General features: G+C 59.1%; 9 protein-coding genes and 1 pseudogene. 3 read left to right on the forward strand and 7 right to left on the reverse strand.

Annotated elements, in window-relative coordinates; all coding sequences use genetic code 11:
* Positions 1–71 precede the first annotated feature (71 nt).
* Together AC1AX7_RS04485 and AC1AX7_RS04490 are read left to right on the forward strand one after the other, a co-directional pair.
* A complete protein-coding gene (locus AC1AX7_RS04485) occupies positions 72–848 on the forward strand; it encodes a hypothetical protein (RefSeq protein ID WP_476508904.1) in 777 nt (258 codons plus the stop codon).
* A 61-nt stretch (positions 849–909) separates the two neighbouring features.
* A complete protein-coding gene (locus AC1AX7_RS04490) occupies positions 910–1,542 on the forward strand; it encodes a YesL family protein (RefSeq protein WP_476508905.1) in 633 nt (210 codons plus the stop codon).
* On the opposite strand, the gene AC1AX7_RS04495 is transcribed toward AC1AX7_RS04490, so the two are convergent.
* The 6 genes and pseudogenes from AC1AX7_RS04495 to AC1AX7_RS04520 form a co-directional block, all read right to left on the reverse strand.
* Positions 1,520–2,347, reverse strand: coding sequence for a LacI family DNA-binding transcriptional regulator (locus AC1AX7_RS04495; RefSeq protein WP_476509031.1), 828 nt, complete (start codon positions 2,345–2,347; stop codon positions 1,520–1,522). The two genes, AC1AX7_RS04490 and AC1AX7_RS04495, sit on opposite strands and share 23 nt — an antisense overlap.
* Before the next feature lie 117 nt (positions 2,348–2,464).
* Positions 2,465–2,563, reverse strand: a pseudogene (locus tag AC1AX7_RS04500) (LacI family DNA-binding transcriptional regulator); the annotation flags it as partial.
* 111 nt (positions 2,564–2,674) lie between these two features.
* The gene (locus AC1AX7_RS04505) at positions 2,675–5,353 is read right to left on the reverse strand and encodes a glycoside hydrolase family 2 protein (RefSeq protein WP_476508906.1); all 2,679 of its coding nucleotides are present in this window, start codon (positions 5,351–5,353) and stop codon (positions 2,675–2,677) included.
* 93 nt (positions 5,354–5,446) lie between these two features.
* A complete protein-coding gene (locus AC1AX7_RS04510) occupies positions 5,447–6,343 on the reverse strand; it encodes a carbohydrate ABC transporter permease (RefSeq protein WP_476508907.1) in 897 nt (298 codons plus the stop codon).
* Positions 6,340–7,389 (reverse strand): carbohydrate ABC transporter permease, encoded by a 1,050-nt coding sequence (locus tag AC1AX7_RS04515; RefSeq protein WP_476508908.1) that lies wholly within the window; start codon positions 7,387–7,389, stop codon positions 6,340–6,342. The genes AC1AX7_RS04510 and AC1AX7_RS04515 overlap by 4 nt, the downstream gene beginning before the upstream one ends.
* Positions 7,390–7,530: 141 nt before the next feature.
* Positions 7,531–8,922 carry an ABC transporter substrate-binding protein gene (locus AC1AX7_RS04520; RefSeq protein ID WP_476508909.1) on the reverse strand — a complete coding sequence of 464 codons (1,392 nt, stop codon included), beginning with the start codon at positions 8,920–8,922 and terminating at the stop codon, positions 7,531–7,533.
* Positions 8,923–9,322: 400 nt separating this feature from the next.
* Between AC1AX7_RS04520 and AC1AX7_RS04525 the strand changes: the two genes are divergently transcribed.
* Complete coding sequence (locus AC1AX7_RS04525) at positions 9,323–11,149, forward strand: ABC transporter ATP-binding protein (protein WP_476508910.1); 1,827 nt, start codon at positions 9,323–9,325, stop codon at positions 11,147–11,149.
* 166 nt (positions 11,150–11,315) lie between these two features.
* Here the strand turns inward: AC1AX7_RS04525 and AC1AX7_RS04530 are convergent, their stop codons facing one another.
* Positions 11,316–12,683: a GH1 family beta-glucosidase gene (locus AC1AX7_RS04530; protein ID WP_476508911.1), complete on the reverse strand. Its 1,368-nt coding sequence runs from the start codon at positions 12,681–12,683 to the stop codon at positions 11,316–11,318.
* Between the last annotated feature and the right edge of the window lie 78 nt (positions 12,684–12,761).

Consider the following 12,761-nt stretch of genomic DNA (forward strand, 5'->3'; position numbering starts at 1 on the left):
ATACTGTACCTTAATCGGTTAATGAACACGCAGAATTCACGCTATGATGGTTATGCAAGCAAGGAGGCGCAATGGCACATACTTCGCGCACGGGCCGCGGCGGCGGTGAATTCAGCGAACGTCAGGCGCAGGCGCTTGATGCGCTGAGCGAACCGATCGCCTTCCATGGCAAATCACGGTTCGCCACGCTCCGTGCCCTGCCTTGGAACCGCAAATGGGCATATTTCAAGGATGAGCTGCTGCTGCGCATCGTCATCACGGTCACGGCTGCAGCGGTCGCCGTCTTTTTGGCCGTACACATCGCAACGCCCACGGAATCACCGAAGCTGTATGTCGCGGTGGTCAATGGCGCGATCGATTCGCATGATGCCGAACAGCTTCAGTCGCAGGCCGCACAGGCGCTGAAACTGCCGGAAGGCCGCGAAGGCGGCATCGTCGTCGACCCCTATTTCAATCTGCAGACCGACGGCCTGTCGAAACTGCAGACCATGCTGGCCAACAAGGAAATCGACGTCATCATCGCACAGCCGGATGATTTTGCGACGTTGAGCGGCTACGGGTACTTCGCTGAGGCGACGTCCCCATTGGACGACGCGCAGAAGGATGCGCTTGCCGACGACATCGTGTCATATCCGGGATTCGACGATTCGAATTATGACGATCCGGAATACAACGGTTCCGGCAAAGGAACCAGCGCGGGGTACGGCCTGACGCTTGACGACAGCAAGAGGTGGGACGATTTGGACACCGCCGACGACGACGCGGTGGTCGGCTTCACCGCGAATTCCACGAACACCGACGCCGCACGACGTTTCGTCGGATACCTGTACGGGGAACCGGCGGAATGAACGCCTTGCCGCACAATCCGCATGTCAGCGGCCGATCGCATACAACGCCCGAGGAGCACTCATGAATATCGCCAACGAAGATAACCCGTACAACGCCTTCATGTCACATTTGGGTGATTTGGCCATGCTCAATGTCACGTGGCTGATCTGTTGCCTGCCTGTCGTAACGATCGGAGCATCCACCGGAGCGATGTTCGAAGTCATTCGTTGCATGCACGAAGGCGACGACGCGCACGTCATCCGTCATTTCCTGCGCGTGTTCAAGCGCCGTTTCGGGGTTTCCGTGGCGATGACCGCCATTCTGATCGGTTTTCTCGCCATCGCGACGATTGACTTGTGGTATCTGAGCCATGTGGCCGCCAACACCAACGCCAGCGCCATCGTGTACGGCATATGCTTGGCGGTCATTTTCGTCGTGCTTGCCGGTGCCGGATTCGTGTTCCCGCTGATGTCACGCAGCAAATTGTCCATCCGCGAACAGATCACGCAGTCCTTTGGCGTGGCCTTGCGCTATCCGACCATTGCGATTGCCGCGCTGGCATTGAATCTTCTGCCGGTCATCCTTGCGGTGTTCGTTCCCGGCGCGTGGCTGCCCGTCATTCTGCTGTGGAGTGTAATGCTGACCGCCTGCAGCGGATGGATGCTGATTTGGCTGATGCTGCGCCGTGGCATCATTCAGCGCCGCGATATTTGACGGGGGCAGGCCCCGACGATTCGCGGATGATCAGCTCGTATGGGGTTTCGACGGCATCCTGGATATGCTCCCCCTCGATCTGGCGAAGCAGCATGTCCGCGGCCGTGCGGCCGATGCTGACGACGTCCCGGGAGAGCGAGGTCAGCGGCGGATTCACCGACCGACACAGGAATGAGTCGTCCCAGGAGAAGATCGAAAGGTCATCCGGGATTCGCAGGCCGCGCTCCTTGGCCGTGCGCATGCCGCTGATCGCCATGGCGTCGCTGTCATAGATGATCGCCGTCGGAGAGTCGGAGAAGGACAGCAAACGCGTCGTGTAATCAGCGCTTACCGTCGGAGAGTAGTCGCTGTGCAGGCAGTCGCAGCGGATGCCGAGCTCGGAGGATTCCTCCATGAACGCTCGATCGCGGATGAAGGTGTGCGCGTACCGTTCCGGGCCGGCTATACGAGCGATATGGCGATGCCCGAGCTCGGCGAAGTAATCGACGATCTGCCGTGCCCCGCTTGCCTCGTCGCTGCTCAGCGTGGGCAGTCCCTTGGTCACGGACGCATCGGCGATGCCCAGCACCGGGAACTGCGGATATTTGGAGAACAGGTCGACGCGGGGATCGCCGATTTCCACGTTCAAGACCAGTGCCGCGTCAATGGTTCCGGAGGCAAGCCACTCCTGATACACGTTGACAAGATCGTTGGGGTCCGGCAGGATGCGCAGCAGCAACGCATAGCCGTTGCGTTCCAGTTCCGTTCCGAGACCTGCCAACAATTCGAAGATGTACGAATCGACGCTGACCGCTTCGGTGGACATGGATATCGCCAGCCCAATCATTCGGCTGCTGGCGTCGGACAAGGCCTTTGCCGCGCTGTTCGGCTTCCACCCCAACGAATTCGCCGCGTCAAGAATACGCTTGCGTGTTTTTTCGGATACGCCCGCCTTCCCGTTCAGCGCATACGAAACGGCGCTGTTCGACACACCCGCGGCTTGGGCGACATCAGTGATGGTGATTTTTTCCTTAAACGTCATCGTAACCTCTCGCCACTACCTGAATGCATATATTAAAGGCTGGTGTCGCCATTTGGCAACACCAGCCTTTGACGGCTTCCCGCGGCGCGTGCCGTAACGGGGACGACCGGATCAGCGCTTCAGATCGTTGGCGCAGCGCAGCACATTCGCGGCGGCGAAATTCTGCGGTGCGGCGATTTCAGCGGTGCTGGCGATATGCCAGGTCAGCGATTCGCCCGGCAGCAGCGTCGTCATGCCGCCGTCGATGCGGGCTTCGGCATCGACCTTGTCGGCCATGCAGAACACGTCGCGGGCGTAGGCTTTGGCGGTGACCGTGATGTCGTAGCCGCCTTCCACCGCTGCGACCGTCGCTTCAAGCGGCTGCGGGTCAAGCCGCTGGTCGATGACTTCGGCCGCGTTGTAGATGACGCGGGCGAAGACATCATCGCTCGGCGTGGCCACGATGATTTCGTTGGAGGCATCGCCGAAGGAGGCGACTTCATCGTTCAGGCGCAACGTGGTGTGCGACACCGGTGCCATATCGACGTCGAAGACTTCGGAAGCGAGCACTTCGCCGGCCAGGGTCATGCGCTGAACCGTCCACGTGCCCTTCCAGGCTTCGCGGGTATCGTTCAGCACGACCAGACCGAGATAATCGGCGGCGACGCGCTTGCCCTCCCAGCTCTTGTCTTCACGGGCCTTGTCGGAGGTACGCGGCTGGATCGTGGCGAGACGCGGCGCGAAGAAATCACGGGAGGCATGCCACAGCGGCTTACGCTGACCGTTGTAATCGACGGCGGCCCAGGAGACGACCGGCCAGTCGTCGTTCAGCTGCCAGATCAGCGCGCCGGCGTTGACCGGTTCAAGCGAGCGCATGTGTTCCACGCCGAAGCGGATCGCCTGCGCCTGCTGCAACTGGCAAGCCCAGTGCCAGTCTTCGATGTCGCTCCAATTGTCGGTCGGAATCAGCCAGTTGCGGCTGCCGTCGGCGTTGTAGCTGACATCGTCGATGTTGCCCGGCGTCAGGTGGGAGCGCATGCCACGGGCCAGCTTGTAGTTGCCGCCCATGGCCTTCTGATGCACCAGCATCTGCTCGCCGAACGGGTCGAGAGGTTCGTCATGGACCACACTGGTCAGCGTGCTCCATGCCGGCGGCGCCTGGTAGCCGAATTCGTCGGCGAAGCGTGGCGTGTAGTCGGCGTAGACGCGGTAGTCGACGCGGTTCCACACATCCCAGATGTGCATGGTGCCGTCGACGTCCTTGTTGGCATCGACGAACTTGGTGAAGCTCATCGGGGAGCTCGGCAGGTAGACGTGCGTCGGATCGAGCTCGGCGAGCAGCGCCGGGAACAGTTCGGAGTAGTAATAGTCGCCCCAGCCCTTTTCGCCGTAGCCGTATTCGTTGGCCGGCTTGTCGTCGTCGCGCAGCGCCTGCTTGACGCCACCCCACTCGGAGTAGGCGACGTAGTTTTCATTGGAGCCGTTCCACACGGTCAGGCTCGGATGAGGGCACAGGCGCACGATCTGGTCATGGGCTTCCGCTTCGATCTCAGCCTTGGTTTCGGCGTCCTCCGGGTAGGCTGCGCAGGCGAGCATGAAGTCCTGCCAGACCATGACGCCCAGTTCGTCGGCCAGATCGTAGAAGTCGTCGGACTCGTAGATGCTGCCGCCCCAGGCGCGGACCATGTTCGAATTGGATTCGACCAGGTCGCGGAAGCGGCGCTCGTAGAAGGCGCGGTCGCCGCGCGTCATGAAGGCGTCGATCGGCACCCAGTTGTAGCCGCGGGCGTGCACCGGCACATCATTGACGTAGATCTGGAACGGTCGTCCGATTTCGTCGGCACGGGTGTCGACATGCACGGTCCGGAAGCCCACATGGCCCGTCCATTCGGCGTCACCGTTCTCGCCGGCGACGACGGCCACGTCGTATAACGGCTGTTCGCCGTAGCCCAGCGGCCACCACAATTCGGCGTTCGGCACGCAGGCGGTCAGTGTGGCGGTATCGCGCCCCTGCTCCACCGTGCCTGTCACGGTGATGTCGGCACCGTGGCCGCGGACCTTCACGGTCACGGGCACCGGGGTCTGCCCGGCATGGGCGTCGGCGCTGGTCATGATACGGCCTTTGCCTTCACGCTCGAGCCGGACGGTGGTGGTCAGCACGCCGGTGCCGTCCGACAGCACGTCGACCAGCGGCCGGACTTCCGCGAAGCGCACGTCGTTCCAGGAATCGATGCCGATGGCCTGCCAGATGCCCGCATTGGAAACGTCGATGCCCCAATCCCAGCCGAACTGATAGGACGGTTTGCGCAGCTGGTTGAACGCATGATGCTCGGTGTGCGGATAATAGCCGAGCTGCTGTTCACGACGGTCGGATTCGCGTACGGAGGAGGCGAAGGTGACGACGATTTCGTTCGTGCCTTCGCGCAGGGCGGCGCGCGCGTCCCAACGATAGGTGCGGTGATAGTTCTGGGCGAAGCCGATGAGCTGGCCGTTGATGGTGATGGTTGCGACGGTGTCCAGGCCGTAGGCGACCAGATCGTGGCGGTTCCTGCCGTCCGCGTGCCATTCGAACGTGGCGGAGTACTGCCAGTCGATGTCGCCGATCCACTGCTGATGGTTCTCGTTGTCGCCGTCGAACGGTTCGGCGATCAGGCCTGCACGGACCAGGTCAAGCGTCACTTCGCCCGGAACGGTGGCGGGGATGCCGGCGGCTATGGTTTCACGCAGTTCTTCAGGGGCGGCCTGCGGGTTCAGTGCCTTGACCGTCCAGCCTTCGGTGAGAGAACGGAACGTCTTAGGAGTGTGCGTCATAATAATCGCTCCCTGTGTAGATGAATGGAGGAAATTCAAGCTGATGTGCGTGTGGCCGCGTCAAAAACGACGCGGCCACACCGGAGATACCATTTATTCCTTGACTGCGCCCGCCGCGATGCCGCTGTAGATCTGCTTCTGGAAGATCAGGAACAGGATCAGCATCGGCAGCAGCGTAATGATCACGCCTGCGCAGATCAGGTTGTATTGGCTGCCCATCGGGCCCGTGAACGAATACAGCGCGATCGCGACCGTCTTCAGGTCGGAGCTTTGCAGGTATAGGTTCGCCGCATAGTACTCGTTGTACACGCCGACGCCCTTCAGGATCAGGCAGGTCATGATCGCCGGTTTCAGCAGCGGCAGCAGGATGCGCGAATACACGGTGAAGTAGGAGGCGCCGTCCACGATTGCGGATTCGTCCAGAGAGACCGGAATGTTTTCAAAATACTGGATGAACACATAGATCGAAATGACGTCCGTGCCGCACATCATCAGGATGTAGCCCCACATGGTGTTGACGGCGCCCAAATTGACCATCATCTTGTACAACGGAACCTGCATGGCGATGCCCGGCAGCAGCGCCGCCATGGTGAACAGGCCGCGGATAAGACCGTTGCCGGGGAATTGGAAACGGCTCAGCACGTAGGCAAGCATCGTGCCGATGATGGTGGTGACGCACAGAACGACAGCCAGCACGATCAGCGAATTACGGAAGGCGATGCCCATATCCGAAACCTTGAAGGCTTCGATATAGTTGTCGAAATTCAGCCAATTGGCAGGCATGTCCATCACACTGGTGGACTGGTATTCCCCCTTGGTCTTCGCCGCCGTCACGAAACAGCTCACCAACGGAAGAATCATCCAGAAGGCGAAGAATACCAGGCTGAAATACTTCAGGAATGTGAAGACTCCGATTTTGATCTTGTACCAAGGAGAAACGCTTTTGCGCATCGTACGTTCCTTGGCCACTGCGACTGCATCAGTCATCATGCCACCGCCTTCTTGTTTGCATTGGTACCATTGCGGAACATCGGAGCGTTCTTCGCAGCCAGCTTGCGGCGTTTGCGTTCCGCCTTACGGGCCTGCTTCTTCGCTTTGGCCACGCCATCATCGGCGTCCCTGAACACGTAAGTGAAGAACAGCTGCTGCAGCAAGGCGCATAGCAGGATGATGCACAGCAGGATCACGGCCATTGCGGAGGCCAGACCGACCTTCTGATTGACGTGCGCCAGCTGATCCATCAACACGAAGAACGTTGCAGTGCCGTTGGCGCCAGTGGTAATGACATACGGAGCTTCGAAGGCGCTGAGCGAACCGGTGATCGCGAGGATGATGTTCAGTACCAGGATGGTCTTGATGCCCGGCAGAATGATGTGACGGAACTGCTGGAACTTGTTGGCGCCGTCGATTTCCGCGGCTTCATACAGGCTCTTGTCGATCGACATGATGGCACCGATGAACAGGATGACGTTCTGGCCGAGGTACCGCCAGATCGAAGAGCCCACCAGAGACCAGTTGTTGATGGATTGATCTTTCAACCAGTACGGCAGATTGTTCAGGTCGAACCCGCACCATGACAGCACGGTATCGAACACGTAGCCGCGGGTGTAGAAGAACTTGAAGATGAAGCCGACGGCGATGCCGTTGATCAGATACGGGAAGAAGTAGATGGCCTTGAAAGCGCCACCGGCGCGCACCTTGAAGGCAAGCACCGTAGACAGGTACAAAGCAAGACCGACCTGAATCAGGGCACCGGCCATGTAGTACAAACTCAGCTTCAGCGAGGACAGGGTGTCCGGACGGGTGAATACGTCGACGTAGTTCTGCAGACCGACCCAGTCGCGATCGCCGATGTATTTCATTTTGTAGAACGAGTAGCCGATCATATTGACGAACGGCGTATAAGTGAAGAAAATCAGCAGGGCCAGCGGCACGGCGCAGAATCCGACGATCAAACCGATCTTGCGCCAATCCCGAGGTTGCTTGTTCTCAGGGATGTCGGACAACGCCGACATTCCCGTTTCAACTGCGGTCATTGCATTCCCCTTGTATATGCCTCTACAGGCAATCTGTGTTTCAGCCCCGGCATGTGCCGGGCAGGAGATGCCGCCGCGTTCCGACTGCGATTCGCAAAACGCGGCGGCATCGGGATTCAGCGATTACGCTGAGCGATGGGTTCAGTCAGTGGTGTCATACTGTACTTCCACGCCTTCGGTCTCCAGCGCGGCGTTCCACTTCTCGTTCCATTCCTTGACCATGTCGTCATACGACATGTCTCCGTTGGAAGCGTGTTCCACAATGGCTTGGACACGGGCGTCGCCGCCGGCGTTGATGGCCAGTTCGGAATCGGAGTTCAGATCGTTGTACAGGTCCTCTTCTCCTTCGACCGCCGGTTCGTCTTCGACGAATTCCACATCAGAGAACAGGGAGTAGACCTCAGGCAGCTCAGTATCGCCCTGAGCCACCGGCAGGCCGCCTTCGTTGACGGAGAAGCCGGATTCCTCGGTCATCCACTTGACGAAGATCATTGCCGCTTCCTGATTGTCGACTGAAGCGTCCTTGTTGATGCCATAGGCATAGTCGCCGGTGGAGGAGGTGTACTGCGTGCCATCGACAGTGATCGGGAACGGCATGTATGCGATGTCATCGGCGTGGTCGCCGGCACCCTTGATCTGGGAGACGGCCCAGGAGCCCAGCACCATGGTGGCGATTTCGCCGTTGTTCATCATGGTCTTGGAGCCTTCCCAGTCGGTGGTGGAGAAATCATCTTCAATCAGGCCACCTGCAACCGCGTCGTACAAAATCTTGTACACGTTGTAGGCATGGGTGCCATCACCCGGATCAGAGAACGGGTTCTTGGTGTGCAGCAGCTTCTGGTTCATGTATTGCGCATCACCGGTAGCAGAGCCACCCACGTAGGCGTCCCAGGCCCCCATCGTCCAGCCGGCGGCATAGTTCGTATACAGTGGGATGGCGTCGGTCTTATCCTTGACGGCCTGCAGATCAGCAATGAATTCATCCGGGGTCTTCGGCAGTTCGGCGATGCCGGCCTCTTCAAACACCTTCGTGTTGTAGACGATACCAACTGCGTTACCGGTGGAGGAGATGCCGTATACATTGCCGTCATACTGCTGACCGTAAGCGTAATGAACCAATTCCTTCAGCGTGTCCACATCACCGTACGACAGGAAGTAGTCGCCAAGTTCCGAAGCGTCGACGGTCGGAATCATCATGATGTCGCCCCAGTCGCCGCCCTGCAAACGGGTCAGCGCGGCATCACCGTAGTTGGTGCCACCTTCGACTTCAACCGTGATGTCCGGATACATCTTATTGAACTCAGCGATATAGTCATCCCAAGTCTTGCCGTTGTAGTTGTCCTGCAGCATATCTGTACGCTGGGTGAACAATTTGATGGTGGTCTTCAGGTCCTTGCCTGTGGTACCCAGCTCGATCTTGTCATAGGTCAAATCGGTCGTCTCGCCACTGGAAGCGTTTCCACCGCATGCGGAGAATCCCAGCGCGCAGGCGGCGACGGTGCCCACTGCAATAATCTTCTTCAATGCCTTCATTGCTATCCTCATTTCTTCAACCGAACAGGCGAAAAGTCTCCTTCGGTCCTTTCGCCCTGTCGATGGCGCCCCGTCAACAAGTCGTCATCGCCCCTCATACAGCCAAGCCATCAGGCCAATCCGTATCGGTAATAGCAATATAGCATTACTTGACCAAGTTTGTCAACCGATTAAGTAACGCAGTTAATATCCCAACCCCCGGAACAAAATGGCGGTATAACGCTGTCTTTACGATATCCCACCCTCGTTTAAGCTTTTTCACATGTCCAAAAGATGACGTGCGCCCTCCGGGGACACCCATCATCCCCGAATAAAGCAAAATCGATTAAGCTATTGCATCTAGACGGCAACAGCAGCCGTCATCCGACACAATGAGGTACAGAAAACACAGCGAGGTCACATGCAAGAGCAAGCCCCAGCCAAGGAAACTTCCCAAGGCGACGCCATACCGCCGGACACGCCTTGGTCCTTCACCGAATACATCGCCGCATATCGCAAGAACGCCGGACACCCCATCCGCATACTGCTCGATTTCTTCAAAGGCAGCGGCAAGAACCTCACCATCTCGACGATATGCCTCATCGCCAAACAGTCGCCGGTATGGGTGATCCCCGTCGTCACGCGCAACATCATCAACATCGCGACGTCACCGGAACAGCACACGGCCGGCGAATTCTGGATCAACATCACGGTGGCGCTGGTCTTCATCCTGCAGAACATACTCACCACGTGGCAATATTCACTGCATTTCGGCATCGTCAACCGCAATATCGAACGCACGCTGCGAGGCAGTCTCGTCGTCAAATTGCAGCAGCTGTCCATTCGGTTCCATAACGAAACGCAATCCGGCCGACTGCTTTCCAAGGTCATACGCGACGTCGAAAACGTCGAAATGCTCATCGACCAGACATACCGCAGCCTGCCGCTGATCATTCTCGACATCGCCGTCGCCATCACCGTCACCGCCATGTCCAGCCCCAAGGTCCTGCTCTTCTTCGCGCTGGCCGTGCCAGTAGCGGTGGTCGCCATCTACGCGTTCCGCAAGCCGATACGGGAATCCAACCACAACTTCCGTTCCCAAATGGAACAGACGCAGGCCGCGGTCGCGGAAATGCTGGAAATGATTCCGGTCACCCGCGCCCACGGCCTGCAACGCGTGGAAATCCACCACATGAGCGAACGGCTCTCCCGCATTCACGACACAGGACTGCGCCTTGACATCGTCAACGGCCTCTTCGGAGCGACCAGCTGGGTCGTGTTCCAGGTATTCCAAATCGGATGTCTCGCGTTCACCTCGTATCTGGCCATGACCGGACAGATCCAAATCGGCGACGTGGTGCTCTTCCAGACCTATTTCGGGCAAATCGTCGGCAGCGTCTCCGGTCTGGTCAACCTCTACCCTGTACTCACCAAAGGCATTGAATCGGTCTCATCCATCGGCGAAGTGCTGCAGACCGACGACGTGGAGCGCAATGCGAAAGGCACCGATCCAGGCGCTGTGCGCGGCGACGTCGATTTTCGTGATATCCGTTTCCGTTACGCTCCCGAATATGCTCCGGTGCTGCAGAATTTCTCCCTGCATGTACGGGCAGGCGAATCACTGGCATTGGTCGGCGATTCAGGTTCCGGCAAGTCCACGCTGTTGAATCTGCTGATCGGATTCGCCGTTCCGGAACACGGATCCGTGTCGGTCGACGGCATCAATCTGGCGGACATCGATCTGAACGCCTACCGCAACCAAATCGCCGTCGTGCCGCAGAACACCATCCTGTTCTCAGGCACGCTGCGTGACAACATCACCTACGGATTGGACGATGTCGACGACGCCGAAGTCGACAAGGTCATCGCCGACGTCGGTCTGCAAGACGTCATCGACGCATTGCCCGACGGCCTCGACACGCGGCTGGGCGAACATGGCAGCACGCTGTCCGGCGGGCAGCGCCAGCGCATCGCCATCGCACGCGCACTGATCCGGCATCCGCGCATCATCATCTTCGACGAAGCCACCAGCGCGCTCGACTCCGTTTCCGAACGGCAGGTGCAGGCCGCGATCGACAACATGATGGGCCAATGCACCACATTCATGGTGGCCCATCGCCTGTCCACCATCCGCAACGCCGACCGTATCGTCGTCATGGAACATGGACGCATCGTCGAAGAAGGCACGTACGACAAGTTGATGCAGCAGCAGGGCAAGTTCTACTCGCTGAAGAAGCTGCAGGAATAAGCAGAAAACATGCGATAAGAAGCGTGCCCCTTATACGGCATACAATGAGGGCCGGCATACAGATTGCTTGTATGCCGGCCCTTGCTACTGATTTTCTTGTTGCAACGTCACGCCCCTATCGCGACTTCACACCACGGAATCGGCGCTTAAGCGTTTCATTTGCATATCACAGCTCGGGCAGCTCACGACCTGCGATCAGATTCTTGTACCACTTGAAGCTGTCCTTCGGGGTGCGTTCAAGCGTCTCGTAATCCATGTAGGTGATGCCGAAACGTTTCGAATATCCGAAAGCCCATTCGAAGTTGTCGAGCAGCGACCAGACGAAGTAACCCTGCAGCGGCACGCCTTCGTTCATGGCACGGCCGGCGGCCGCGAAGTGACGGCGCAGATAGTCGATGCGGTCGGCGTCGTGCACGGCCTTGGAACCGTCGGCGTCGACGACCAGTTCGTCCTTGCACGCCATGCCGTTTTCGGTCACCACCATCGGCAGGCGGTATTCGTCGTACGTGCGCACCAGCAGGTCGTGCAGGCCGTCCGGATCGATGTTCCACCCCATTTCGGTATGCGGGCCTTCGGTCGGCAGCCAGTCGATATCGCTGGCGCCCGGCGCAGTGGAGGTTTCGGTGGACTGCGGGAACTGCGGACGGTCGCTCATCGCGACCAGACCCGTGCTGTAGTAGTTGATGCCGAGCACGTCGATCGGCTGGTGGATCTGTTCCAGATCGCCGTCCTGGATGAATTCCCAATCGCAGATGCCGCGGGTGATGGAGAACAGTTCCTCCGGATAGTAGCCGCGCAGCATCGGATCGAGGAACGCGCGGTTGGCGATCAGGTCGAGACGATGCACCGCGTCGGAATCGCCGCGGTTCATCTGCAGGTTCAGCGTGACCGACAGCTTGGAGCCGTCGCCGACCTCGCCGCGGATGGCCTGCGTCATCAGACCGTGGGCCAGGTTGAGATGATGCACGGTCGGGAAGGCCTTCGGGCCGCCGCCCATGCCCGGAGCATGCTCCGTGCCGCCATAGCTCAGGTAAGAGGAGCACCACGGCTCGTTCAGCGTGGTGTACGTGTTCACGCGGTCGCCCAGACGCTTGGCGACGATGCCGGCGTATTCGGCGACGCGATATGCGGTGTCGCGGTTCAGCCAGCCGCCCTTATCGCCTAGGTACTGCGGCAGATCCCAGTGGTACAGCGTGACGATAGGCTGGATGTCGCGCTTCAACAGCTCGTCGACGATCATGTCGTAGAAGTCGAGACCGGCCTGATTCGGTTCGCCGCCGTCGACCGGCATCACACGAGGCATGGCGACCGAGAAACGATAGGCGTCGACGCCCAGATCTGACAGCAGATCCAGGTCTTCCTTCCAGCGGTGGTAGGAGTCGCAGGCGACGTCGCCGCTGTCGCCGTTCATCGTATGGCCGGTGTGGCTGAACGTATCCCAGATCGAGGGGCAACGTCCGTCTTCGTTGACGGCGCCTTCAATCTGATAGGAGGCCGTGGCCGTGCCAAAGAGAAAACCATCGGGGCACTTCATTGGGATTTCCTTTCCTAGATAGCTCGCAATCGTCGTCGATGACGTTGGCCTCCATGGTCCAACGCCGTCATACGGGGG

It is taken from the genome of Bifidobacterium sp. LH_449, from assembly GCF_056356755.1.

Excerpts from the sequence above, each read along its gene's own strand:
- AC1AX7_RS04485 (WP_476508904.1), top strand. The coding sequence starts at position 72 with ATGGCACATACTTCGCGCACGGGCCGCGGCGGCGGTGAATTCAGCGAA.
- AC1AX7_RS04490 (WP_476508905.1), top strand. The coding sequence starts at position 910 with ATGAATATCGCCAACGAAGATAACCCGTACAACGCCTTCATGTCACAT.
- AC1AX7_RS04495 (WP_476509031.1), bottom strand. The coding sequence starts at position 2,347 with ATGTCCACCGAAGCGGTCAGCGTCGATTCGTACATCTTCGAATTGTTG.
- AC1AX7_RS04505 (WP_476508906.1), bottom strand. The coding sequence starts at position 5,353 with ATGACGCACACTCCTAAGACGTTCCGTTCTCTCACCGAAGGCTGGACG.
- AC1AX7_RS04510 (WP_476508907.1), bottom strand. The coding sequence starts at position 6,343 with ATGATGACTGATGCAGTCGCAGTGGCCAAGGAACGTACGATGCGCAAA.
- AC1AX7_RS04515 (WP_476508908.1), bottom strand. The coding sequence starts at position 7,389 with ATGACCGCAGTTGAAACGGGAATGTCGGCGTTGTCCGACATCCCTGAG.
- AC1AX7_RS04520 (WP_476508909.1), bottom strand. The coding sequence starts at position 8,922 with ATGAAGGCATTGAAGAAGATTATTGCAGTGGGCACCGTCGCCGCCTGC.
- AC1AX7_RS04525 (WP_476508910.1), top strand. The coding sequence starts at position 9,323 with ATGCAAGAGCAAGCCCCAGCCAAGGAAACTTCCCAAGGCGACGCCATA.
- AC1AX7_RS04530 (WP_476508911.1), bottom strand. The coding sequence starts at position 12,683 with ATGAAGTGCCCCGATGGTTTTCTCTTTGGCACGGCCACGGCCTCCTAT.